Consider the following 23758-nt stretch of genomic DNA (forward strand, 5'->3'; position numbering starts at 1 on the left):
AAGATCAACCCAACAATAGATTGTTAGAAAATTGTTAGGATACGCTGTCGAAATCCGGCATTCCCTTCTGCAATTCGCGCAGCAGCCCCTGCAGCGCCGCGCTCACTTCCGCCGCCGCCGCGGCGATGTCCGCCTCGGACGGCGCATCGCCGGGCGCCTTCAGCAGCCGCTCCAGCTCCTGCGCGGCCCGGGACAGTCCGGCGGCGGACAGGTTGCCGGCAACGCCCTTCAGCGTATGCGCCATCCGCCGGGCGCCGGCATAGTCGCCGTCCAGCAGCGTCTCCTCGAAGCGCGCGTCGAAATGCCGGTAATCCCTTACGAATAACTTCAGCATATGCGTCAATATCTCGCGCTTGCCGTTCACCCGCTGCAGCGCCTCGTCCAGCCGCAAGCCGGGCACGCCGCGGTCCAGCCAGCCGTCGTCCGCAGGCGATACCGGCACGTACACGGCGCTCGGCGCCTCCCGTTCCTTCGGTTTGGCCTTGGCCGCGTCGACGCGCAGCTCCTTGCCGTAGCGCAGCCATTTGGCCATGACCTTCGCCAGCGTACCGGGATCTACCGGCTTCGTCAGCACGTCATTCATGCCAAGCTGCATGTAACGGTCGTGGTCTTCCTGCATGATGTTCGCCGTCAGCGCGACGATGGGCAGCCGGTCGTACTTGGAATCCTGGCGGATGATGCGGGCCGCCTCGTCGCCGTCCATGTCCGGCATGTGAATATCCATCAGGATAAGGTCGTAGCGCTTCTCCGTCAGCATGCGCAGCACCTCGGTCCCGGTCTCTGCGACATCGACCATATAGTCCAGCTCGCGCAGCTGCTCCACGGCCACCACTTGGTTGACGTAATTATCCTCCGCCAGCAAAATCGTGCCGGTCAGCCGCTCAGGCATCGCGGAGGCGGCCGCCGCTTCTTCCGCGCCGGACGCCGCCTCCCGGTCCGTCCCGTCGAACAGCGTCAGCAGCGCCTTGAACATGCTGACGCGCGTGACGGGCTTGACGAGAATCGCGTCGGGGCGCTTCTCCGGCGGCAGCTTCAGCAGCTCCTCCCGGCCGTAGGCGGTCGTAAGCGCGACCGTCTTGACCCCTGCTTCCAAGGCCGTTGCCTGCATGGCATGCCAGGTTTCTTCGCCGTACATGTCCGGCATCTCGAAATCGAGCAGGATCGCGAACGGCCTGACGCCGATGCCGGAGCGGATCAGCCGCTCGTGGGCGAATTTCCAGGACTGCAGCGGAATCGGCATGAGACCGCTGTCCTCGATGACGGCGCACAGGCGCTCGCTCATCAGCGGATGGTCTTCCACGACCCATACGGAGCAGTCGCTGCCCGCTTGGATCACGAACCGGTCCGCGAGCGGCGGCGCGGCGACGGCCATATCCAGCGTAAACGAAAAATGGCTGCCCTTGCCGAGTTCGCTCGCGACCTGAATGGAGCCGCCCATCAGCTCGACCAGCCGCTTGACGATGACCAGGCCGAGGCCCGTGCCGCCGTATTTGCGGTTCGTCTCCGCGTTGGCCTGCATGAACGGCTTGAAGAGCTTGCCCAGCTGATCCTCCGTCATGCCGATGCCCGTATCCTCCACGCTGAACGCGATGCGCGCGCGGCGGCCGTCCGGCTCCCCGCCCTCGAGCAGATGAAGCCGCAGCCGGACGTAGCCGTGTTCCGTGAACTTGATGGCGTTGATGCAGAGGTTCAGCAGGATCTGCTCGATGCGCAGCCAATCGCCGATCAGGAGCTCCGGCAGCAGCCGCGGCGTATCGGCGATGAACTGGAACCGTTCCTTGCCGCCGACGAACACGCTGAGCATCTCCGTCAGCTTCTGGATGAGGCTGTACGGGTCGAACGGCATCTCGTTCAGCTCGATGCGGCCTGCCTCGACCTTGGAGAAATCCAGGATATCGTTGATGATCGCCAGCAGCGCCTGCGAAGAATCGCGCGTCTTGTGCAAATAATCCAGCTGCAGCGACGTCAGCTCCGTCTTCTGCATCAGTCCGGTCAGGCCGATGATGCCGGCGAGCGGCGTGCGGATCTCGTGGCTGATCTGCGCCAGGAAGTGGCTCTTCGCGACGTTCGCGCTCTCCGCTTCGCGCTTGGCATGCTCCAGCTCGAACTGCACGCGCTTCGCTTCGGAGATGTCCCGCGCGATGCAGGAGTAGAAGATCTCCCCGGTATCGTCGTCGCGGTGGGCGACCAGGATTTTGGAAACGGGAAAAAACTCGCCCTGCAGCGTGCGGAGCAGCGCCTCGTTCTCCCGGTAACCGAGCGTCCGCGCGTCCTCGATGCCGTCGAGCAGCTCGGCGACCGTGCGCTTCGGCACCTCGTTCACGTTCATGTTCGGCGATTGGATGCCGAGCATCGATCTGCCCGCTTCGTTGATGTAGAGCAGCTGCCCCTGGCCGTCGAACGTGGCGATCAGATCCTTGGCGGCGCCCATCACCTTGAGCTGCTGGTTGCGCGCCTTCTCGGCCTGCTTCTGCTGCGTGATGTCCCGGGCGATGCCGGCGACGCCGATGAAGCGGCCTTCCCGGTTCAGCATGCCGTTCGAGCTGTGCGCGACCGGGAACCGCGTCCCGTCCTTGCGGACGTAATGCCATTCCCGCTCGTAGGAGAACTGGTCGCGGCGCAGCAGCTCGAATACCGTCAGGTCCGCCGGCACGGGCCTGCCGTACCTGCCGCTCAGACGCTCCGCCTCCATGGCGATGTCTTGCGGGTCGATGAAGTCGAGCGGCGTCGCCTTGCGAAGGACCTCCTCCGCTGTATAGCCGAGCATCTGTTCCGCGGCTTTGCTGAAATACGTCACGCGGTAATTGTTGTCGAGCACGATGAAGGCGAATTGGTTCTGATTGATCATGGCGTCCATCTGGCTGAACATGCCGCTGAGATGCACCTTCATCTGATTGACGGATTTGGACAGCTGGGAGAGCTCGTCGCCGCCCTCGTCCCGGACGTCGCTGACGTCGAACCGGCCGGCCGCGGCCGCTTCCGTGACGGTCAGAATCCGTTTGATGCGACGAATGGTTTGGTAGGAGAACAAGAAGAAGAGGATGGTCAGAACGGCTTCGGCGACGGCGATGGAAATAATGGACCGCCATTTGATCGCCGTCAGCGGCGCTTCGATCTCCTGCATCGGCACGTTCAGGGCGATATGCCAATTGGTGCCCTCAACCGCGGCGTAGAACAGCATGGAGCTCCCGGCTTTCCCGTGAAGCGCAGCGACGCCGTAGGTTTTCTCCAGCATGTCCTTCGCGACCGCTTGGAAGGGCAGCTCCGGGGACGTAATGGAAGCGGAAACCGCGAGCGGACCGCCCCCTTGCGGCGCTTGGATGATAAGGGCGTCATCGTTGAACACGAAGGCGCCGTCGGATTTGCCGATCCGGACGCGAAGCTGCTCGCGGAATACCTGTTCGGTGGAAATGGAGGCATCGACCAAGCCGGCAATCATGTTTCGTTCGTCATAAACGGGCACCCGAATGGCGACGATCGGCGTCCCGTCCAGCCTGCTGGCGAACGGATCGGTCACGACGACTTTTCCTTTGATGGCCGCGGGAAAAGAGTCCTCGTCCCCGATCTCGATGACGTCGCCGCCGTTCAGCTCCGTCCGGCCGGCCGGATCCGCGAAGCCGATGGACTTGAACGGCGAAGCGGAGCGGTCGATTTCATTGCGGAAGTAGTCCAGGCGATCGCGGGCGGAGCCGAACCGCACCTGATCGGTACGGCTCATGACCTCCACCTCGGCGCGCCGGGTATCGATCCAGGAAGCCAGGTTGCCGGCCGTACTCTGCACGTTCGTGCCCGCCTTGTCGACGAGCGCCTCCATGACGGTGTGTCTGGCAGCCGAATAATTGCCGTAGCCGACGATCGACAGCACGCCGGCGGTCACGAAGAGAATGAGGACAAGCACTTTCGTCCGGAGCGAAAATTTACCCAAGCGGAACCCTCCTGCGTACATTAGGACCTAGTGCCCTTATTATACCTTGGGAGGAAAATGCTTCATAGCTTATAGATTGCGAGATTGTCGAGCGGGGTCAGATGGGTCAGGCGTTCGGCTGCATGCGGGCTTGTCCCTGCAATTGCTGGAGCCGTTGAATATAATAATGTTTGGAGCAGAAGCCTTTGCTGATCGAGGGTTTGACGCAATTGACCCATTTGCAAGCGGTCGGTTCCGCGGCCTGGCGAACTTTGATGATGTCCGGATCGCCGTGCCTGAGCCAGCGTTGATGATGCATGGAACACATTTTTTTCGCTTTTACAGGTTTGTCGCACGCCTCGACTGTACAATTTCTCATCCGGAATCGTCCCCTCGGTGTAGGTATCTCTTGCTGCGGTTTCGCATCTTGATTATGCCGGATAATGTGAGGTTTGAAAAGCCCGCAAATCCGCGGCGCGACTCGCGAAATCGAGTTCTGCGGAGACAGAACCCAGCATCTGGAATTTGGAAAAATTTTCTTGTCATCCTTACGTTTTCATGAAGCTCCGAATCGCACTTCTCCAGCATCTCCGGGCGGTGCGAGCGATCTCATCCTTCAGAACTAAACGCGGAAAAAAATCCGGTCCGTTTTTTTAAATAGTCCCAGTTGAAAAGTAGGAGAAGCGCTCTTATACTGTTCTATAAACCAGCTAGTTACAGATTGTGAGGGAATGCCCGTGATGCTGACTACCGCTGTCTTTCAAAACCTGAAAACGCCGCTGGCCGTCGTCGTCGTCGACCAGCACGACGATTGCCATTTCAATCTGGCGAACAACGCATTTTCCCGTTTGGTCGGTTTCCCCAGAGACGTGCTCGAGGGCCTGCCGCCGAACCGCTTGTTCTCGGAATGGAGCAGCAACACGCTTCGCTCCGACGACCAGCACGAGATATCCCTGGTCAAGCGAATGCCCAGCGATGATCCGCTTCGGCTGCTGCTGACCTGCGAGGCGCTTGCCGACACGAACGATTCGGCCTTCCTCCTGACCGTCGAGGACATCAGCGCCAAATCGTGGATCGACGGCATGGGCAATACCGGACAGGTGCTCTTATCCGGCATCCTGAACGACCGATTCATTATCGAACGATACTTCAAGTACTATCCTTCGCCCGTCGTCGACCGTTTGTTTCGCGTGGAAGAGGCCTCGCTGAACGAATTCTTCCAGGAAAAAGAGCGCGAACGCATCCTCTCATCGCTTAGGCTCGCAGCGCTTCATCGCCGCACCGACACCATCATCGTCCACACCAAGCGATTAGCCGACTCCATGCAGCTTGAGCTGCAAATCACGTACCGCCCTTTCTTCCATGGGGACGGCAGCCTGAAGAATATCGCCTTCATCGTGACCGATATTCAGTCGATTGCCGAGAACCGCTCCACCGCCGTCGATCCGTCCGTTACCTTGAAAGTGCTCATGGCCCGCAAGTACATGTCCGCCCAGGAACTATCGTCCGCTACCGGCATATCGCTGCAAACCATCTCCAAGCTGCGCAACGGCAAAATAAGCAGGCCCCAGCGCCAAACGACCCTGCTCATCGCGAATGCGTTAAAAGTAGCGCCGCACGAGATCTGGCCCTGATCGCGACTGATCGCCGAAATGAAAAAACCGCGGGACTTTGCGCCCTCACGGTTTAGTGCATTAAAGCGTTGCTTTTTGAATGGGAAGGTGCGGTACAGCATTGCCCGATAACCGAAAAGGTGCGGTACAGCATTAATCGGTGAATGAAACCGCGCGTTACAGCGCTGCATGGCGAACGAGCCGAAGCGTCCGGCTGCTTGCCGCGATCTCGGCGAAGAATTCGGCATCCGCGGCGGCCAACCGCTGCCACGTTTTGACGCAGGCGGGACAGAAATGCACGCCGCTGCCTTCGACGATGATGGCCATCGCTTCCTCGTGCGACATCGCCTTCCGGTAAGAACGGGATGACGTCAGGGCGTCGTAGACGTCCGCGACGGCGGTAATGCGCGCGAGCAGCGGGATTTCTTCGCCGCGCAGGCGATCGGGATACCCGGTGCCGTCCCATTTCTCGTGATGGGACCGGATGACGGAGAGCTCGTCGCCCATGAAGCCGAGCCGCTTGCACATGTCGTAGCCCGAGACGGGATGGCGCTCGATCACGAGGCGTTCCTCCGGCGTCAGCTTCCCGGCTTTGTTCAGGATCGCATCCGGCACCCGGAGCTTTCCGACGTCGTGGACGACGCCGCCTTGGGCGATCGCGCGAAGCTTGTCCTTGGACAGCTCCATCTCCTCGCCAAGGCGAAGCGCGTAGAGCGCCACGCGGTTGTTATGGCCCGCCGTATAGGCGTCCCTGGCTTCCGTGGCCATGATCAGCGCCTTCACGCTCGGCGTCTTGCACGCCTCGAGCCAAGCGCGCGGATCGGATTGGAACAGCACGCGCAGCGACGAGCTGAAGGACCCTTGGGAGAAATACTGCCGGAGCAGCCCGACGACCATCACCAGCAGGGAAATCAGCAGCAGCACGTGGTACATCCACCAGCTCAGGCGCCAATTCGTGCCTTCGACGATAATGTACTGGGCGGCGAGAATAAAGCTCACGCCGTACACGATCGCCTGTTGCAGCGGGAAGCCGGCGTGACGGTACGACTGCCAGTAACGGTACATCGTCCATAGGCAGGCGACGCAGGTGACGATGACCGCTGCCCATTTGAACGGCCCGCTCTTCAAAGGCATCGTATCCATGTCATGCGGCATGCGGACGGTGAACCACGCCAGCCCCCCGAGCAGCAGCAGCCAGATCGGGATCAGCCATTGCCGCCATTTGGACAAGCCCCGGATAAACCAATGATCCGACGAAGCCGCCGACAGGCAGAGCCATAATGCCGTCAATAACAGGCTCAACTGCGCGAACATGGCCGGCAAATTGCCGGTATGCACGACGAAGCCGGGCGTCGTCAGGCCATGCAGGAGGAAGACGCCGGCCAGCGACAAGTACGCGAGCGACATGAAGCTGACCTTGATGTTGCGAAGCCGATGGCCCGCAAGGCCGACGGCCAGCGCGACGACCATCGCGAGCGCCGCGACCAGCGTGACGAAGACGAAATGGCCTTGCGGCGCCTTGAGCGTAATGTCGGCAGCCCGGTCCGAGCGCAGCCACTCGAACAGGACAATCGGAAGAACGGCGGTCAGTATAGGGCCAATGACGGCTTTGCGTTGTACGTGCATGCTTTGGATTCCTCTCCCTTGTCCCTTCAATTTCTCGGCGTTATGGCCTAGCTGACTTGAATCGTGGTAAACATGCCGCCGGTCGGCAGCGTAAAATTGTTGGCGTTATGATGCGGGATATGGCAATGGAACGGCCAGTTGCCGGGGTTCCAGGCCTTGAACCGCATGTCGCGCGTTTCGCCCGGCGCGACGAGCACCGTGCTTTTCAACAGCTGGTTCGCGGGGGGAATGGCGTTGCCGTCGCATGCGGTCTCCAGCATTTGCGCCCCGTGCAGGTGCATGGGATGCGCCTGCATCCCGAGGCAGGCGATACGGATGCGGACGTTGTCCCGCAGCCGCGCGCGAAGCGGCGTCGTATGCGGAAAGCAGCGGCCGTTCATCGTGAAGAAATTGAAGCCGTCGGACAGCGGATCGACCGCGAACGTGCCCGGGCTCAGCTGGCCTTTCGCCAAACCGGTCAACGCGAATGCCTGCAGCATGTACGCGAAATCGCGGGCGATCCCCCGTTCGTGCCGGTCCCATACGATGAATAGTCCGCCAAGCCCCATCATTTCCTGGCGAACCGTTTCATAGTGGCTGTGGTACATGTGCGTGCCGGGCGGATTGATGATCTGAAACGCATAATCGACGTAATGGCCGGGCTGAATCAGCGGAGACGGCTCGATGTCCGGCACGCCGTCCATCGCGTTCGGCACGTCGAGTCCGTGCCAGTGCACGCTCGTCGCCTCCGGCAGCAGGTTCGTGACGCGAATGCGCACGCGGTCCCCGGGCTCCGCGACGATGGTCGGTCCCGGAATCGACCCGTTGTAGCCGTAGCCCTGCATGAACAATCCCGGAAGCAGCTCCTGCCGCACGGGCTGCGCGATCAGCTCGAAGCATTTGACGCCGTCATGAAGCGCGTAAGGCAAAAGCGGCACGTCCGGCGACTCCACCATCCGCAATCCCTCCCTTGTCGTAACCAACGAAGTTTATGCGGCCCGGCCGCGGGAAATGCCGACGTAAGCGGTAATTATTCTCTCTTTCAGAATATCGGTTTTTCGTCAGGTAAAATGTAGTTCCATAGACGCAAAAACAGGGCTCCGACCGCTCGTTTAGCAGCCAAAGCCCTATTGCTTTTTTACCGTTTCCCTACATCGAGATCGCCTGAGCCCGTATGAACCTGCACCGGCACGGAGCCGCTGCCGAATACGAGATGATGCACGCCGTCGTCGTCCAACATGCCCTTGACGCCGTCCCAATCGTTGTCCAGATCGCCCGACCCGGTGCTGAAGCTGAACTCGGCGTCCGCCGGCTGCTCGCCGGTCAAATAATCCACGTCGCCGCTGCCCGTCTTGAGCGCGGCCGGACGGCTCAGCGTTTGCTGCTTTACCGTGATGTCCCCGCTGCCCGTCTCGAGCTTCAACTCCGCATCGGCATCCGCAAGGTCGATGTCCCCGCTGCTCAGGTTCACGTCGATCAGCTTCGACGCCAGACCGTTTACCGTCACGTCGCCCGAGCCCGCCTCGACCTTCATGCCGTCATCGGCCTTCACTTCCGAGGCGTTCAGATTGCCGCTGCCGATGGAGACGGTGATCGTCTTGCTCTGCAGTCCGTTCAAATCCATGTCGCCGGAGCCGCCGTCCAGCACGACGGTATCCGATTGAAGGCCGCCGACGGCATTATCGCCGCTGCCGGAATCCAGCTTGAGCGACGCATACTGCCGCTGCGGCACTTCGAGCTTCAGGTTGACGTTCAGAATATTGAAGCCGAAACGGAAGCCGATATGATCCTTGAAGCTGACCTTCAGCGTATCGCCTTCCTTTGCGAGCTTGAGTTCCAGCTTGTCGAGGTACTTCTTGCTGGCGCGGCCGGTCAGGCTTGCCTTCACCTCGTCTCCCGTGCCGGGAACGACCTTTACGTCGACGCTGCCCGTATCGATCTCGATGTTCCGAACGCCGTCCCCCGATATCGTTTGCTGCCGGTCCACCTTTTCCGTCCCGAACGAAAAGTCGCCTTTGGAGCCAAACGTGCCGAACGCGCCGATCAATCCGACCACCAGTAGAATGAGGCCAATCACGATCCAGTTTCTCATCCTTTTTTCACCCTTATCACTTTGGAATTGAATTTCAAATATTGCAGCGTCAGCTTAGCGAAAGCGCGCGTCAGCCAGTGCGAGCCGGCTCCGAGCAGCATGCCGAGCCCGATGAGGGCAAGCGCGATGAACGAAGCCTGCACGCTCGTGAACGCGCCGCCGGACAATCCTTCGTACATCACGGCGAGCGAGGAGAGCGCCACGCCGATGGCGGCGGCCCAGAGCGCGATCAGCACGCCGATCATGGCGATGAACGGCCCGAGCACGAAGATCAGATTGAAGAAGCCGAGACTGACGGCCGCGAACACCGCGCGCGATACGAGCGTGATGCTGCCGCTCTTGCGGTCCGCTTGATCGACGCGGTAGTTCAGCATCATTTCCTTCGCGATCATCCGCGGATCGCCGAGCTCGGCCGCGGCCGCCTCCTCGCTTCGGCCAAGCTCGGCCGAGACGCGGAAATGCTCCTCGTAATCGTACATCCATTCTTTCCGCTGCTTCTCAGGCACGGGTGCCAGCAGGTCCCACAGCTGTCCCAGGTACTGCTCTCTCGTCATCGCTCTACACCTTCCTTAATGAGTTCATCCACAGCGACGGAGAAGCTCCGCCATTCGCCGACCAGGCCCATCAGATGCGTATGACCTTGCGGCGTCAACTTGTAATACTTGCGGGGCGGACCCTCGTTCGATTCCTTGAGGTACGTGGAGAAGTAACCCTCCTGCGTCAAGCGGTTCAACAGCGGATAGACGCTGCCGACCGCAACCTCGAACTTCGCCGACATCGTGACCGCCAGCTCGTAGCCGTACCGGTCTTCCCAGGCGGTTAACGCCAGCACGCACAAGTCGAGCACGCCTTTCTTAAATTGCACATTCATTCGCAGCTCCCCTATTGGTTATCATTGAGTATTAAGCATTGTAGAATAGCTGGCCGAAAAAATAATCGGCTTTCGCTCGATAGCTATACTATATCACCAGCTATTCTACATTGCAATATAGCTGAGCAATAATTTCTAAAATTTGGGCAGCCTTTAGTCTGGGGCATGCGATATGGTATGATTTTCACATCTCGCCCGAATGAAATGGAGGCCAATTACGAATGAGTCAAACCCGTTACGAAGTCATGCAACACGAGGATGGTTATCCGCTTTACACGCTGAAGGACGCCGGGACAAGCTCCTCGGTTACCGTTTGCCCCGAGCGCGGCGCCATTGCCGTCAGCTGCCGGCTGCACGGCGAGGAGCTGTTCTATCTCGACCGGGCGTCATTCCTGGATCCGCAGGCGAATATCCGGGGCGGCAACCCGGTACTGTTCCCGATTTGCGGGCAATTGGTCGACGGCAAGTTCGAATGGGAGGGACAAACGTACGCGATGCGCAATCACGGCGTCGCGCGCAACCGTCCCTGGGAAGTCGTCTCCACCTCCGAGGAGGGCGAAGCGTCGCTGACGGTCCGCCTGCGCAGCGATGCGGGCACGCTCGCGGAATTCCCGTTCGCCTTCGAGCTTCTGTTTACCTACGCGTTAGCGGACGGCGAGCTGACCATCCGCCAGACCTATCGCAATCTGTCGGATCGCGGCATGCCGTTTTACGCCGGCTTCCATCCGTATTTCCGCACGGAGAGCAAGGACCTCGTCTACGAGACGGACGCAACGAAATACCTCGACTACAACGATAATACCGTGAAGCCGATCGAAGGCGCCGTCCGGCTGACGGGCCTCAAGGAATCCGTCGCGCTGCTCGACGCTTCGGAGCGCCGGATCGCTTTTCCCGGACCGAACGGCGGTACCGTCGCGTTATCGTACAGCGAGGCATTCAAGTACGTCGTGCTTTGGCAGGTGAACGGCTCTCCGTTCCTGTGCGTGGAGCCGTGGATGGCCTTGAACAGCGCGCTCAATACGCGGGATGAATTGCCTCGGTTAGATGCCGGCAAGGAGCTGGATCTGGCGTTTACGATCGGATACTCGCGTTAACCGCGGCAGCCTCGCGAACGCGGCCCGATGACCATGGATGATATTGAGGAGAGAGGGAGATTCGGACATGGAGCAAACGGAACATCAGGGGTTGGACGGGGAGACGGAGCCGGCCGGGCTTAGTCGGGCCGGGCAAACGGAGCTGACTTGGGGAACGGAGGAAGGCGCACTCGCGGAACTGGCAAGCACGCCGGTCAAGCTTAGGCGGATGGGCGGTTCGGACTTGGAATTGTCCCCCCTCGGCCTCGGCTGCTGGCAGTTCAGCAAAGGGAGCGGCTTGGTCGGGAAATTCTGGCCGGTGCTGAGCGACGAAGACATCGCTTCGATCGTGCGCATCAGCCTCGCCGGCGGCATCAACTGGTTCGACACCGCCGAGGTGTACGGCGGCGGCCGGTCCGAGGAGGCGCTGGCCGATGCGCTGAACGGAACCGGGGCTTCGCCCGCGGACGTCCGCGTCGCGACGAAATGGTGGCCGGCCTTGCGCACGGCGGGCAGCATTCCGCGGACGATCGACGAGCGGCTGCGCCGGCTGAAGGGCTGGCCGATCGACCTGTACCAGGTGCATCAGCCGTACTCCTTCTCTTCGGCGACCGCCGAAATGAACGAAATGGCGAAGCTCGCGAAGGCCGGACGCATCCGCCATGTCGGCGTCAGCAACTTCTCCGCGGCGAAAATGCGCGAAGCGGACAAGGCGCTGCGCGCCCACGGCCTGCGCCTCACGTCCAATCAGGTCAAGTACAGCCTGCTCGACCGCCGGATCGAGCGCAACGGCATCCTGGAAACGGCCAAGGAGCTCGGCATCGCCATCATCGCGTATTCGCCGCTCGAGCAAGGGCTCCTGAGCGGTAAATTCCACCGCAATCCAGCGCTCGTCAAAGGCATCAAGGGTCCGCGCAGGTTCTCCTCCGGCTTCAAGCCCGCCGGCCTGCAGCGAACGCAGCCGCTGATCGAGCGCCTCGAGGATCTGGCCGCCAAATATACGGCGTCGCCGAGCCAAGTCGCGCTGAATTGGCTGATTCACGCCAACGGCGAAACGGTCTTCGCCATCCCCGGCGCCTCCAAGCCGCATCACGCGGAGGAGAACGTCCGCGCGATGACCTTCGTTCTCGGCGCGGACGAGCTTCGCGAGCTCGCGGAGCTTTCGGAGCTTTGCGGGAAGCGCTAGGCGCGGGCTTGCGGCGCTTGGCGCGAGCTTGCGGCGCTTGGCGCGAGCTTGCGGCGCTTGGCGCGAGCTTGCGGCGCTTGGCGCGAGCTTGCGGCGCTTGGCGCGAGCTTGCGGCGCTCGGCGCCGGCTTGTGGCGCTTGGCTCGGGCTTGCGGCGCTTGGCTCGGGCTTGCGGCGCTTGGCTCGGGCTTGCGGCGCTTGGCGCGGGCTTACGCGCTTGGCTCCGGCATGTGGCGCTTGGCTCGGGCTTGGCGCCGGCATGTGGCGCTTGGCGCGGGCTTGCGGCGCTTGGCTCCGGCTTGTGGCGCTTGGCGATGTACACCGCTTAATGCGAAGTGAGCCGCTTGGCGCGAGGTACGACTCGTGCGCCACGATCGACGCGATCGAACCGCTCCACCTGCCGCCCTCTAGCGTTTTTCGCCTCAAGCATCGCAGCCATAATCGAGATAAGAAACGGGGCCAGCCTCGGTCATTTTCACGACCGGAACCAGCCCCGTTTTCCTATTCAGATTCCTGCACAAACGCATCAATTTCACGTCCGGTGCTCACTTGGATCATAGTTGCTGTAAAAGTACAGCTTTTCAAGCTTGAATCACGATTAGCCGCTTCCTGCCGTCGAAATTGCTGCAGTTTCGCATCAATTCGGACCAAAGGACCGCTTCGGCGCGGAAATTCCTGCACGATTGCAGCAATTTCGCCTCGCGGAGCAGAAGTGTTACTTTGATGAACACAAATCGCCTCGCGGAACATGCGATCGCAATTCCGCCTCGTGGAGCACGAACGTACTCGAGGGACGCGATCAAGCCTCGCGGAGCGGCGTGCATGTTCACTCATTGAACGCAGTTTCACCCTGCAAGGCCGCAATATCGCTCCTTCGCATGACCGCACCGCAACAGAGCTCCCGCGAACGCCACCAAGTCCACCCTGCCCTATTCATCCTCCGCGAATACCGGCCGCACGGTCAGCTCGAACGAGAAGGCCTTCTCGCCGAAGCGATACGCCGGCAGCAGCTCCGGTCCGCAGGACGCCGAGCCGATGCCGCCCATGCGGCAATCCGCGTTCACGATCGTTTCCTTGCGGCGCCGCAGCTCGTACGTATGCGCCGCTTCCGTCAGATCCAGCGCCGTATAATGCGACGCCTGGAACGAGAAGCGCTCGGCCGCTTCGAGGCGCAGGCCCATGCCGAGCGCGTTCGTGACCGCCGCCCATTCCGTGCCGTAGCGCGAGCCGTTCTCCTGCGGCATGACGTACGACTCGAACAGGCCGTCCACGGTCGTCCGGAATTTGCCGCGCCGCACGCTGCGTCGCTTGTCGACGTAACTCTCATGCGGTCCATAGCCCAAGTACTCCACGGCCTCGCTGCCTTCCGGCATGACGAGCTCGAGGCCGAAGCGCGGCAGATGCGTCGCGCTTTCCTTCACCTTCACGTCCGCGTGCAGGCGGATGACCCCGGAACCGTCCACGGTCCAGCGCGCTTCGCCCTGCAGGATCGGCGTCCGGATGTAGCCGCCGAGCGAGAACTGGACCCTGACCGCGATCGTGCCGTCCGCCTGGCGTTCCCATGCGGACGCGTAGACTTTCATCTCGGCGCGGCGGAAGCCTTCGTTCTCCCACGCGGCGCGGACGTTCCGGTCGTTGTCGGTCGGCGCGCGCCAGATTTGGAAGCGCGCCGGCTCTTTGATCAGCTGCACGCCGTTCTTCGAGATGCCGGCGAACATGCCCAGGCGCAGGTCGAACGCATGGCGGAAATCGAGTCCGCTTACGTGCAGGACGCCGTTTTCCTCGACGGCCTGCAGCGCGGCCGCCCCGCCCGCATGCACGACTTCGGCGTCGCCGGCCGTCGGCAATCCGGCCGAGGCTTGCCCTGCGTACGCGCCGCCGCTCGCGGCAGGTGCCAGCCCCGCCGCCGCGCCGAGCCGGAACTGCCCGAACGCGATCTCATAGCCGACCTCGGCCCATGCCGTCTCCCGGTTCAACCGGCAGGACAGCGTAAGGTCGCATGCGCCGTCGGCCGACGCGCTCCATCCGACCGGAAGCTCCAGCTCCCGCGACGCGTGCGGTGCGGCTTCGAGCCGGTCGATCCAGCCCTGGCGCAGCAGCTCGCCGTCCCGCTCCAGCTTCCAATGCAGCGCGAGATGCGACAAGCCGATGAAATCATGGAGATTGGTCAGGGTCACGGAACCGCTCTCCGCAGCTCCGTCATGCTTCGCTTCGAACCGCACCGGCGCGATGACTTGCTTTAGCTCCAAGAGTCCCGTATGCGGCTTGCGGTCCGGCGAGACGAGCCCGTCGATGCAGAAATTCCCGTCGTTCGGCTTGTCGCCGAAATCGCCGCCGTAGGCGAAATACGCCTGCCCGTCCGCCGCGACCTGCGCGATGCCGTGATCGCACCATTCCCAGACGCAGCCGCCCATGAGATTCGGGTACCGGTAGATCACGTCCCAATAATCCTGCAGATCCCCGGGTCCGTTCCCCATCGCATGGCTGTATTCGCACAAGAAGACCGGCTTCGTCTGGCCCGGATCCTCGCCGTAACGAATCATTTCCTCCACGGACGCGTACATCCGGCTGTCGACGTCGAGGCTGCCCGTATCCTCGTGTCCCTTATACCCCGCCGCCGCGCCTTCGTAGTGAACCGGCCGCGAGCCGTCGCGAGTCCGGGTCCATTCCGCCATGGCGATATGGTTCGGCCCGTAACCGGATTCGTTGCCCATCGACCACAGGACGACGCAAGGCTGGTTCTTGTCCCGCTCCACCATCCGCGAGGCGCGCTCGACGAACGCTTCCCTCCACGCCGGATCGTTGGACAACCGGTGCAAGGCACCGTCCTTCCAATCCTCCGCCATGCCGATGCCGTGGCATTCCAGATCGGCCTCGTCCACGACGTAGAAGCCGTATTCGTTGCACAATTCCAGGAAGCGCGGATCGTTCGGGTAGTGGGACGTGCGGATCGTATTGACGTTATGCCGCTTCATCAGCTTCAGGTCCTCGATCATGTGCGCGAGCGGTATCGTCTGGCCGAGGCTCGGATGCGAGTCGTGGCGGTTCACGCCTTTCAGCTTGACGGCCTGGCCGTTGATCCGGAAGACGCCCCCGTCCGTCGTCGCCTGCTTGAATCCGACCGGGAACAGCAGCGTCTCCCCGCCGCAGCGCAGCGACAGCTCGTACAGGTACGGCGCTTCCGCGTTCCACAGCACCGGCGCCTCCACCTCCAGCGCGATCGCGCCTTGTCCCGCGATCTGCGCCTCGCCTGCCGCGATCAAACTTCCGCCGGCATCGCGAAGCTCCGCTTGAACCCGCGCGTCGCCGGTCGTTTCGATCTCCACCCGCAGCGTCGCGCGGCCGAAGCCCTCCGAGAACGACTGGCGATTGAACGCGTCGCGGATATGCGCCTTGTCCCTGGCCAGCAGGTACACGTCACGGAAAATGCCGCTGTACCGCCACAGGTCCTGATCCTCGATATACGTGCCGTCGCACCATTTCAGCACCAGCACCGCCATCCGGTTCGCGCCCGGACGGACATGCGGAGTCACGAGAAATTCCGCCGGCACGCGGCTGCCTTGGCTGTAGCCGACGAATTCGCCGTTCACCCACAGGTAGAAGCAGGCGTTGACGCCTTCGAACACGACGTACTTCTCCTTGCCGCTCCAGTCGTCGCCGAGCCGGAATTCCCGGACGTACAAGCCCGCAGGGTTGCGATCGGGCACATACGGCGGGTCGCACGGGATCGGATAGGCCACGTTCGTGTAGTGAAGCTGGTCGTAGCCGTTCGACTGCCAGCAGGAAGGCACGATCAGATCGTCCCAGCCGGAGACGTCCGCGTCCTCCTCCCAGAAGCGTTCCTCGACGCGCTGCACGGAATCCCGGTATCGAAACTTCCAGCTGCCGTTCAGCGTGCGGTAATAAGGCGAGCCGCCCCGCCTGCGCCGCCTAGCGGAAGCCGCATCCCCGTAAGGGATGTAATACGCCCGGGGCGCTTCGCGATTGACGTGAAGCAGGCCGGGATTTTCCCAATAACGTTCGATTGCGATCATGCTGCGTCACCCTTCCTTCTCTACTGGCTTGCGCCGAACAGTACGATATGGGCGCCGGTTGCCCGAAATTGCGCTTCGATGACCGCCCTGCCTTTCGCGTCCCGCGTCACCGCGGCTCCGTCCGTATGCCAGAGCGAGCCGAAGTCCGGCCGGCCGCGCGTGACGTAGCGGTAGATGCCGGGCTCGGAAGCGAAGAGGACGACGGCGCCCTTGCCCGTCGGCGCGTGGATCTTCTCATGAATTTCGGGATCGCCGCCGACGATTCCTTCCCGCACGGGATCGCTTGCCGTGATGTCCTCCCGAATCTCCTTGTACCGCGCCAGCACGCTGCCGAAGAGCCGTCTTCCCGCTTCGGATACGGCCGGGAGATCGCCCCAGACGCCGTTTTGCCCCAGCATCAGCGAACCGAGCGACATCAGCTGGTTGCCCGCGGGATCGTCCGGCAAGTAATGCGTCAGGAACAGCACGGACGGAAACCACTTGTCGTAGCCGAGCGGCGCGCGGCAGATCCGGTCCCGGGCAGCCCCCGGGTAGAAGAACAAGTTCCAGTTATCGTTTGCCATGTCGATCGGCACGTCGTAATTGTGGAAATACGGCCCGTTGTTGACCAGAAAATATTTACCGACCGCGAGAAAAGCGAGCCCTACCGAACGATGCCCCTCCGTAATGTCGAAATCGACGATCGCCTCCGGGCAAGCCTCGCTCAGCTTATCCGCGATCCGCGCCATCGCCTGCACCTGCCGGAACGCATAGCTGTCCGCCCGCTCCTGCGGCGAGTGACTCGCCGTGCCGTGGCCGTGGCCCGGATCGTTGCAGCCATGCTGGCCGATGCCGTCCCATTTGAAATACGTCACGCCTACCTCGCGGACGAGCCGAATCAATTCCTCCGCGAACGCATCCGCGTACCGGCTGACGAGACAGAGCATATGGCTCGCTTCGGTCTCCCAGATCGGCTGGGGCTCCCCTTTGTCCCCGTTCCACGAAGCGATGCAATCCATATGCTCCCGCAGCATCCGGCTCGAGACGGCCGCGGCCGTCGGGTTGAACCATAGGCCGAGCTTCATCCCGTACGCATCCAAGCGCGCCTTCACTTGGCGCAGTCCGTCCGGGAACCGTTCCAGGTTAACCTGCCAATCGCCCGTTTTCCCGTACCAGCCGGTATCGAGGACGAACACGTCGATGCCCATCTCGTGCGCCGTATCGATCTCCAGCAGCATGCGCGCGAGGTTCATCTCCGCCAGGTAGCTTTTGCCCCGCCAATTCCGCAGGCGCTCCTGGTAATTCCACGTATTGTAGAATATGTACGGCTTCCGGCTCGCCGCATGCAGCGCGAAATGATGCAGCACGAAGTCACGGTACGCGGCGGACAACTCCCGTTCGCCTCCCGCCGTGCAGGCGGCCTGCAGCCACACCGTGCCGTAAGGATCGCGTTGCAGCGATTGGCCGTCCAAATAATTGGCTTTGACCGCTTCGATCGCCGCGCCCCGGTCCGCGTCCAACCGGAAGCGGAGAAACGCTTCCGGCAGCTGCGAGCCGTGCTCGTAGGCGAGCAGCAGATGCTCGCCGCCGTCCCCGGCCGTCAGCATGGGCCCCATGACCGCTTCGCCGTTGTCGAAATGGCGCTCGTCGAGCGGACGCTCGGACAGGCTGAAGCTGTGCGTCATCTCCTGGAATTCGGAGAAGCGGAGCTCGGCGGCTTCCGTGCAGCTCGCCAAGGACACAGAAGCGTAGCGCAGCCGGTCCTGACCCGTCGTCTTCGTCAGACGCGCATCACCCGGCGACGACAGCTCATAGCGAAAACGGACGACCGGATTCGTCCCGTCCGGGATCCGCACGATCCAGGCAAGGCGAAGCTCCGATACGCCGGCTTGTTCGGTCTCGGATGAGCCCCTGCGCGCGCGGTCTGCAGGCGCGGGCATTGTTCCGGCGGTCGAGCCGGAAGCGCTGTCGGCGTCCGAATCTGCTGCGCCGACCGCCGGCGAGCCCTTGACGATGCCGCCGAGCCGGTACTCCGTCGTGCCGTTGCCGAGCTTTATCGGCGCCAGCAGCGCTTCGATCCGGTCCAGCACGATGGGCATGAGCGCGCCGTTCACCTCGAAGGCCGGCGCGCCGATCGTCCATTCCCGGCCGCCGCCGGATGCGCCCGAGACGAGCGCCATGCTCCAGAAACGCTCCTCTTCCCCATAAAAACGCAGCTGTACCGACGCGTTGCCCGCCGTCCATAACGGTTGCTTCATATGCTTGTTCACCCTGCCTTCCCTATATGAAATCGACCGCGAGCATCTGATAGACGCTGGCCGGCCACGTGTGGAACCGGTCGCGCTGGCCGGCGCCGGTCAGCGCGTCGAAGTTCTCTGCCATGCCGCTCCGCGCGCACAGCGCGACGAACCGCCGCGCGAGCTCGCCGGCCAGCTCGCGCTCGCCCGCATGCCGCAGGCCGTCGGCCGCGATGAATACCGCCGGCGCCCAGATCGGGCCGCGCCAGTAACCGTCGGCCCGGTAATGCGGGCTGTCCGGCCGCTCCGTCGCCAGCCCCCATGCCGTGAGAAACGGACCGGACGGGCCGAGCTCCGCCGCCATCCGCTTCCGGATCGCTTCCGGCAGCCTGGCGCCGAGAATGATCGGCATCCAGTGCAGCAGGCTCGCCGTGTCGATCGTCGCGCCGTCCGCGCAGCGCTTCGCGACGAATTTGCCGCCGTTCCAGAAATACGCGATCATACGATCGAGAAAATCCGCGGCGCGCTGCCGCCAGGCAAGCGCTTCGTCCGGCCGGCCGATCCGCGCCGCGACCTCGGCGAGCGCCTCCATCTGGATGACGAGGAACGCCGACAAGTCCGGGCTTTCCACCGCGCCGGCCACGCCGAACACGGTCGAATTATCCCAGCCGCTGTCGTTGCCGTGATTGTATTGCGGGATGCCGTTGCCGTCGTAATCGCGGTGCGCGAACCACCATTCCGTCCACGCCGCCAGCTTGGGGTAGAACTCCGCCAGCAGGTCGGACGCGATCGCATCGGTCCGTTCCAGCATGTACAGGAGCGCCCAGCCGTGCACGGGCGGCTTCGTGTAGTTCCAGACGATCTCCCGGTTCTTCACGAAATCCGGGATGGCGCCGTATTCGTCCTGATAATCGAACGGAATGACGAGCTGTGCCCATGCCAGCTCCGGCTGCAGGCGGGCGAGCGCCATCGCGTTGAAGCAGTGGTCCCAGCTCCAGACGCCGTTGAAGCCCGGCGAGATGAGCATGGTCGTGCGCGTCAGCAGGCCGGACGGCGCGACGATCGGGACGTACTGCGTATACGCCGCCAGCTCGCGCAGCTCGGGATGCCCCGCATCCTCCGCCGGACGCCGCGCCAGCCAGTCCTGGAACGACCGCTCCGACTCGGCCAAGCACTCGTCGAACCCGCGCGGGTAGCTTCGCTCGCGCCAGCTCGTGTCGAAGGGCTCGAGCACGATCTCCGCGATGCCGCTCGCCGCATCCGGCACGAAATCGAGCGCCATCGTCTCGCACGTAATGCCGTCCCACGGCGCGTCGATGCCGGCACTGCCCCGAAGCGTCGTAATCATATATTGCTTGCGCGAGCGGAACGCGTTGACTTGGATGCGGTTCGGCCCGCAGACGAACGGATAATCCGCCTTGTAGCCGCGGTCCTCCGGCTCCCGCCGGTACAACCGGAAGCCCGCGCCGGTTCCGCGGACGCGCAGATTGCTCTCCGCGTCCAGCACGAGCTCCACCCGGCCGCTTGCCGCCCGCAGCGTCACGGCTGCGGGCGTCGCTTCTTCCTCGAAAGCGCTCGGCTGCCCATCGTCTCCGAGCGGGATGACCTGGAACGCTTCGCGGGGATTCGCGTCGCTCCGCATCGTGCCGATGTAAATGCCGGGTTCCGCGCCCGGATAAAAGCCGTCCCTGCGCACGATTTCCAGCCATGCGCCGGGACGGCTGTAGGACATGATCGCGAGATCGAGTTTCATCGCTGCCGCCTCCTGATCGGCCCCGATCGGTTCGGATGCCGTATTTTGTCCTGCTCCCCGCCGCCTCTCCCCGAAAACCGCAAAGCGCGCACCGGTTGTCCGATGCGCGCCGCGATCCGCTTCAAGCTCGGCTTACCCTTTCACGCCCGTCGTCACGATGCCTTCGACGATGAACCGCTGTCCCAAGAAGTAGATGATCACCACGGGAAGCAGGATGATGAGCGCCGCCGCGGTCGTGACCGACTGCAGCACCAGCTTCGAGCCGTTCTGCGTATAGCTGATCGTGCTGAGCGCGGTCGCGAGCGGATAATGGTCCTGCTTCAGGAACATGAACGGGCCGATGAAGTCGCCCCACGACCCTTGGAAGTTCATGATCGCGACGGTCGCCACGACCGGCAGCGACATCGGCAGGAAGATGTTCCAATACGTCCGCAGAATCGAGCAGCCGTCGATGCGCGCCGCTTCCTCGAGCTCCTTCGGCACCGAGGCGAAGAACTGCCGGTACAGGAAGATATAGAACGCGTTGCCGCCGATGCCCCAGAACACCCACGGCCAGAACGTATCGAGCAAGCCATAGTTATGGAACAGGATATACTGCGGGATTTGCGTCACGATGCCCGGCAGCATCATCGTCGACAGCACGATCAAGAACAGCGCGTTCCGTCCCGGCGCCGAGATGCGCGCAAAGGCATACCCGACGAGACCGCTCGTGAAGGTCGAGGTGCCGAGCGTGATCGCGAGCAGGATAAGCGAGTTTCGGGCGAATTTCCAGAAGTCGATCATGGTTACCGCGTACTTGAAGTTTTCCGGATGAAAGCCCACCGGCAGCAGGCCCGGCGTCGTATTCCAGGAGCTGAACGCGTTGACGACCGCCAGGTACATCGGGAATATAAAGACGGCGGAACACACGATCAGCGCCGCGTACAGCGGGACGCTTCCTTTTTGCGTTTGCGGTTTCGTGTTCACGTCCTATCACTCCTGATCCGTTTCGTAATGAACCCAGTATTTGCTCGTCGTGAAGACAATGACCGACAGCGCCAGAATCGCCAGGAACAAGATCCACAGCAGCGCCATGCCGTACGCGAACCGCTGGAAGGCGAAGATCTGCTGGAAGGCATGCACGAAGTACAGATAGTTCGGCTGGATCGGGCGCGCGAGCAGCTCCGTGCCGTTCAGCAGGATCGGCTGCATGTAGATTTGGAGCGAGCCGATGATGCCCATGATGACGTTGAAGAAGATCACCGGCGTCATGAGCGGCAGCGTCAGATACATCGTCCTCTTGATCGGCGTCGCGCCGTCGATGGAAGCCGCCTCGTATAAATCCCGCGGGATGCCCTTCAGCCCCGCCAGATTGATCAACACGCCGCCGCCTGCGCCCCACAGAAGCAAGATGAGCAGGGACATCGTGGCATAGTCGTAGCCGAGCCAGTTCACTTCCGGCAGTCCGATCAGCTTCAAGATGCCGTTCAGAATGCCGTTGTTGCTGGAGAAGATGACCTTCCACATGATGACGCTGGCCAGCGCCGGCACGATGGACGGGAGGTAGAAGATCGTCCGGTAGACGCTGACGCCGCGCACCTGCCGGTTCAGCAGCAGCGCGAGGCCGAGGCCGATCGCCACGCTGAGCGGCACGTTGAAGGCCGTGACGTAAAGCGTTCGGCCGAGGGAGTACATGGCATCGGAGTCCGTGAACGCTTTGTGGTAGTTTTGCAGGCCCATCCATTTCAAATGCTTGATGTTGAAGCCATAGTAATTCGTAAAGCTGAGGTACAGCCCGTACAGCATCGGGTAGAGCCCGAAAATGATGAACACAACGAACCACGGCGAGATCATCGAATAGAACGCGATCGTACGTTTCGTCTTCTCCTTCATGCTTTCCACTCCTTTATGCGAAGAAAGGAGAGTTCCGCTGGGAACTCTCCCCGGTAGGCGTTACTGCGAGGCTTCGACGGCGTCCTTCGCTTCCTGGATGGCGACGTTCGCGTCCTTGGTCATGCCGCCGATCGCTTCGTCCAGATTCGATTTGCCGAAGTACAGCGGCTGCACGTACTTGTCGAAGATCGACCAGCCGCCGCCCGCGAGGTACGGGTTGACTTTCAGGTATTCGCTCGTGTAGTTCAGCTCGTCTTGGAGCACCGCGTTGACTTGCTTGTCGAAGTCCGTGTCCTTCGGCAGGAGGTCCATCTTGCTCTTGAAGATCGGCAAGCCCCAGCCGGTCGAAGCGCGGTCGTCCGCCGGCTTGCCGCCGAAGAACCATTCGAAGAACGTCCACGCCTCGTCGGGATGCTTCGACGCTTTGTTGATGATCGCGCCGGTCGCGCCGCCCGTCGGCGCCACGCGCGTGCCGTTCGGCGCCGTCGGCGTCGGCAGCATGCCGTAATCGGCCAGATGCGTTTTTGCGCCTTCATTATTGCGAATCGCGCCGCTGTACCAGTAACCGTCGATGATCATCGCGACTTGATCCTTGAAGAACAGGTCGCCGCCGGACGTCTGGTCGTTGTTGACGGAGTTCGGTCCGACGTTGTTCTTCACCGCGTCGACCCACATGTCGATGTAGTCTTTCACTGCCGGCTGGTTGAAGTCGACGGAGGCGCCGTCCGCCGCGCTGACGTCGACGCCTGCGCTCAGCAGGTATTGGAGCAGGTTATTGAAGTTCGGCTCGGTCTTGCCCCATTCGTTGGCGGCCAGGCCGTATTGCTTGACTTTGTCGCCGTCCTTGATCGTCAGCTTCTTCGCCAGGTCCATGACTTCCGGCCACGTAAGCGGCTTCGTCGGATCCGGAACCGCTACGCCGGCGGCGTCGAACAGCTTTTTGTTGTAGAAGATCGCATAGTCGTTGGACCAGTCCTTCGGCAGGCCGTAGATCGGACCCACGCCGACCGTCTTGCCGTCGAAGCGGTACACGTTCGAGATCGGCAGCAGGTCGTCCTGCTTGATGACGGTGCTCGTATTCATGCGGTCCGTCAGGTCGAGCGCGATGCCCTTGATGACGTAGTTCGGCAGGTCGAACACCCCGGAGAGGCGGATGACGTCCGGCGCGTCGCCGGTCGCGAGCTCCGCGGCCAACTTGGTCGCGTCGACCGTCTCGATCTCGACCTTGATGTTCGGATGCGCTTTCTCGAATTCGGCGATTTGATCCTTGGACAGCTCGCCGTCCGTGATGTTCGTGCGGATCGTCACGACTTCGCCGCTGTTCGAGCTTCCGGCATCGTTGCCCGCCGCCGCGTCGCCTCCGGCGTTGCCGCCGGTATTGCCCCCGCTGTCATTCGTCGTCGCGGCGTTCCCGCCGTTATTCCCGTTGCCCCCGTTGTCATTGCTTCCGCAGCCCGACAGCACGACGGCCGCGGCCGTCACCATCGTGAGCATAATGGACCATTTTCTCATTTCTTATCCCCCTTGGAGAAGTCGTGAT

General features: G+C 62.2%; 18 protein-coding genes. 3 read left to right on the forward strand and 15 right to left on the reverse strand.

What is annotated here, in order from left to right:
• Positions 1–34 precede the first annotated feature (34 nt).
• Both AC50YL_RS07035 and AC50YL_RS07040 read right to left on the reverse strand, forming a co-directional pair.
• Complete coding sequence (locus AC50YL_RS07035) at positions 35–3925, reverse strand: response regulator (protein WP_494830495.1); 3891 nt, start codon at positions 3923–3925, stop codon at positions 35–37.
• Positions 3926–4031: 106 nt separating this feature from the next.
• The gene (locus AC50YL_RS07040; protein ID WP_494830497.1) at positions 4032–4223 is read right to left on the reverse strand and encodes a hypothetical protein; all 192 of its coding nucleotides are present in this window, start codon (positions 4221–4223) and stop codon (positions 4032–4034) included.
• 421 nt (positions 4224–4644) lie between these two features.
• Between AC50YL_RS07040 and AC50YL_RS07045 the strand changes: the two genes are divergently transcribed.
• On the forward strand, positions 4645–5538 hold the full coding sequence (locus AC50YL_RS07045; RefSeq protein ID WP_494831187.1) for a helix-turn-helix domain-containing protein: 894 nt from the start codon (positions 4645–4647) through the stop codon (positions 5536–5538).
• A gap of 156 nt (positions 5539–5694) precedes the next feature.
• Here AC50YL_RS07045 and AC50YL_RS07050 read toward each other — a convergent pair whose 3' ends face one another.
• From AC50YL_RS07050 to AC50YL_RS07070, 5 genes are all read right to left on the reverse strand, one after another.
• The gene (locus AC50YL_RS07050) at positions 5695–7143 is read right to left on the reverse strand and encodes an HD-GYP domain-containing protein (protein ID WP_494830499.1); all 1449 of its coding nucleotides are present in this window, start codon (positions 7141–7143) and stop codon (positions 5695–5697) included.
• Between the two features lie 47 nt (positions 7144–7190).
• Positions 7191–8078 (reverse strand): multicopper oxidase family protein, encoded by an 888-nt coding sequence (locus AC50YL_RS07055; protein ID WP_494830501.1) that lies wholly within the window; start codon positions 8076–8078, stop codon positions 7191–7193.
• A gap of 182 nt (positions 8079–8260) precedes the next feature.
• Positions 8261–9214, reverse strand: coding sequence for a DUF4097 family beta strand repeat-containing protein (locus AC50YL_RS07060; protein WP_494830503.1), 954 nt, complete (start codon positions 9212–9214; stop codon positions 8261–8263).
• The gene (locus tag AC50YL_RS07065) at positions 9211–9768 is read right to left on the reverse strand and encodes an HAAS signaling domain-containing protein (RefSeq protein WP_494830505.1); all 558 of its coding nucleotides are present in this window, start codon (positions 9766–9768) and stop codon (positions 9211–9213) included. The genes AC50YL_RS07060 and AC50YL_RS07065 overlap by 4 nt, the downstream gene beginning before the upstream one ends.
• Positions 9765–10085 carry a PadR family transcriptional regulator gene (locus AC50YL_RS07070; RefSeq protein WP_494830507.1) on the reverse strand — a complete coding sequence of 107 codons (321 nt, stop codon included), beginning with the start codon at positions 10083–10085 and terminating at the stop codon, positions 9765–9767. Before AC50YL_RS07070 ends, AC50YL_RS07065 begins: the two co-directional genes overlap by 4 nt.
• A 221-nt stretch (positions 10086–10306) precedes the next feature.
• On the opposite strand from AC50YL_RS07070, the gene AC50YL_RS07075 reads away from it, so the two are divergent.
• On the forward strand, positions 10307–11179 hold the full coding sequence (locus AC50YL_RS07075; RefSeq protein WP_494830509.1) for an aldose epimerase family protein: 873 nt from the start codon (positions 10307–10309) through the stop codon (positions 11177–11179).
• Positions 11180–11387: 208 nt separating this feature from the next.
• Entirely contained in the window at positions 11388–12344 is a 957-nt protein-coding gene (locus AC50YL_RS07080; protein WP_494831188.1) for an aldo/keto reductase, read from the forward strand.
• Here the strand turns inward: AC50YL_RS07080 and AC50YL_RS07085 are convergent.
• The 8 genes from AC50YL_RS07085 to AC50YL_RS07120 all read right to left on the reverse strand — a co-directional run bounded on the left by AC50YL_RS07085 (position 12341) and on the right by AC50YL_RS07120 (position 23730).
• Positions 12341–12769 carry a hypothetical protein gene (locus tag AC50YL_RS07085; RefSeq protein ID WP_494830511.1) on the reverse strand — a complete coding sequence of 143 codons (429 nt, stop codon included), beginning with the start codon at positions 12767–12769 and terminating at the stop codon, positions 12341–12343. The genes AC50YL_RS07080 and AC50YL_RS07085 overlap by 4 nt on opposite strands.
• Positions 12770–12844: 75 nt before the next feature.
• Positions 12845–13093: a hypothetical protein gene (locus AC50YL_RS07090; RefSeq protein WP_494830513.1), complete on the reverse strand. Its 249-nt coding sequence runs from the start codon at positions 13091–13093 to the stop codon at positions 12845–12847.
• A gap of 179 nt (positions 13094–13272) precedes the next feature.
• Positions 13273–16377, reverse strand: coding sequence for a glycoside hydrolase family 2 TIM barrel-domain containing protein (locus AC50YL_RS07095; protein ID WP_494830514.1), 3105 nt, complete (start codon positions 16375–16377; stop codon positions 13273–13275).
• Positions 16378–16397: 20 nt separating this feature from the next.
• The gene (locus AC50YL_RS07100) at positions 16398–18614 is read right to left on the reverse strand and encodes an alpha-galactosidase (protein WP_494830516.1); all 2217 of its coding nucleotides are present in this window, start codon (positions 18612–18614) and stop codon (positions 16398–16400) included.
• Between the two features lie 22 nt (positions 18615–18636).
• Positions 18637–20346, reverse strand: coding sequence for an amylo-alpha-1,6-glucosidase (locus tag AC50YL_RS07105; protein WP_494830518.1), 1710 nt, complete (start codon positions 20344–20346; stop codon positions 18637–18639).
• A 132-nt stretch (positions 20347–20478) separates the two neighbouring features.
• Positions 20479–21312, reverse strand: a complete 834-nt coding sequence (locus AC50YL_RS07110) for a carbohydrate ABC transporter permease (RefSeq protein WP_494830519.1) — start codon at positions 21310–21312, stop codon at positions 20479–20481.
• A 6-nt stretch (positions 21313–21318) separates the two neighbouring features.
• Positions 21319–22218: a carbohydrate ABC transporter permease gene (locus tag AC50YL_RS07115; RefSeq protein ID WP_494830521.1), complete on the reverse strand. Its 900-nt coding sequence runs from the start codon at positions 22216–22218 to the stop codon at positions 21319–21321.
• 60 nt (positions 22219–22278) lie between these two features.
• Complete coding sequence (locus tag AC50YL_RS07120) at positions 22279–23730, reverse strand: ABC transporter substrate-binding protein (protein WP_494830523.1); 1452 nt, start codon at positions 23728–23730, stop codon at positions 22279–22281.
• Between the last annotated feature and the right edge of the window lie 28 nt (positions 23731–23758).

Source organism: Paenibacillus sp. J22P277 (assembly GCF_059383675.1).

Coding starts and splice junctions, on each gene's coding strand:
- AC50YL_RS07105 (WP_494830518.1), bottom strand. CDS start 20,346: ATGAAACTCGATCTCGCGATCATGTCCTACAGCCGTCCCGGCGCATGG.
- AC50YL_RS07075 (WP_494830509.1), top strand. CDS start 10,307: ATGAGTCAAACCCGTTACGAAGTCATGCAACACGAGGATGGTTATCCG.
- AC50YL_RS07095 (WP_494830514.1), bottom strand. CDS start 16,377: ATGATCGCAATCGAACGTTATTGGGAAAATCCCGGCCTGCTTCACGTC.
- AC50YL_RS07060 (WP_494830503.1), bottom strand. CDS start 9,214: ATGAGAAACTGGATCGTGATTGGCCTCATTCTACTGGTGGTCGGATTG.
- AC50YL_RS07070 (WP_494830507.1), bottom strand. CDS start 10,085: ATGAATGTGCAATTTAAGAAAGGCGTGCTCGACTTGTGCGTGCTGGCG.
- AC50YL_RS07050 (WP_494830499.1), bottom strand. CDS start 7,143: ATGCACGTACAACGCAAAGCCGTCATTGGCCCTATACTGACCGCCGTT.
- AC50YL_RS07065 (WP_494830505.1), bottom strand. CDS start 9,768: ATGACGAGAGAGCAGTACCTGGGACAGCTGTGGGACCTGCTGGCACCC.
- AC50YL_RS07080 (WP_494831188.1), top strand. CDS start 11,388: ATGGGCGGTTCGGACTTGGAATTGTCCCCCCTCGGCCTCGGCTGCTGG.
- AC50YL_RS07120 (WP_494830523.1), bottom strand. CDS start 23,730: ATGAGAAAATGGTCCATTATGCTCACGATGGTGACGGCCGCGGCCGTC.
- AC50YL_RS07045 (WP_494831187.1), top strand. CDS start 4,645: ATGCTGACTACCGCTGTCTTTCAAAACCTGAAAACGCCGCTGGCCGTC.
- AC50YL_RS07090 (WP_494830513.1), bottom strand. CDS start 13,093: ATGTTCCGCGAGGCGATTTGTGTTCATCAAAGTAACACTTCTGCTCCG.
- AC50YL_RS07115 (WP_494830521.1), bottom strand. CDS start 22,218: ATGAAGGAGAAGACGAAACGTACGATCGCGTTCTATTCGATGATCTCG.
- AC50YL_RS07100 (WP_494830516.1), bottom strand. CDS start 18,614: ATGAAGCAACCGTTATGGACGGCGGGCAACGCGTCGGTACAGCTGCGT.
- AC50YL_RS07055 (WP_494830501.1), bottom strand. CDS start 8,078: ATGGTGGAGTCGCCGGACGTGCCGCTTTTGCCTTACGCGCTTCATGAC.
- AC50YL_RS07040 (WP_494830497.1), bottom strand. CDS start 4,223: ATGCATCATCAACGCTGGCTCAGGCACGGCGATCCGGACATCATCAAA.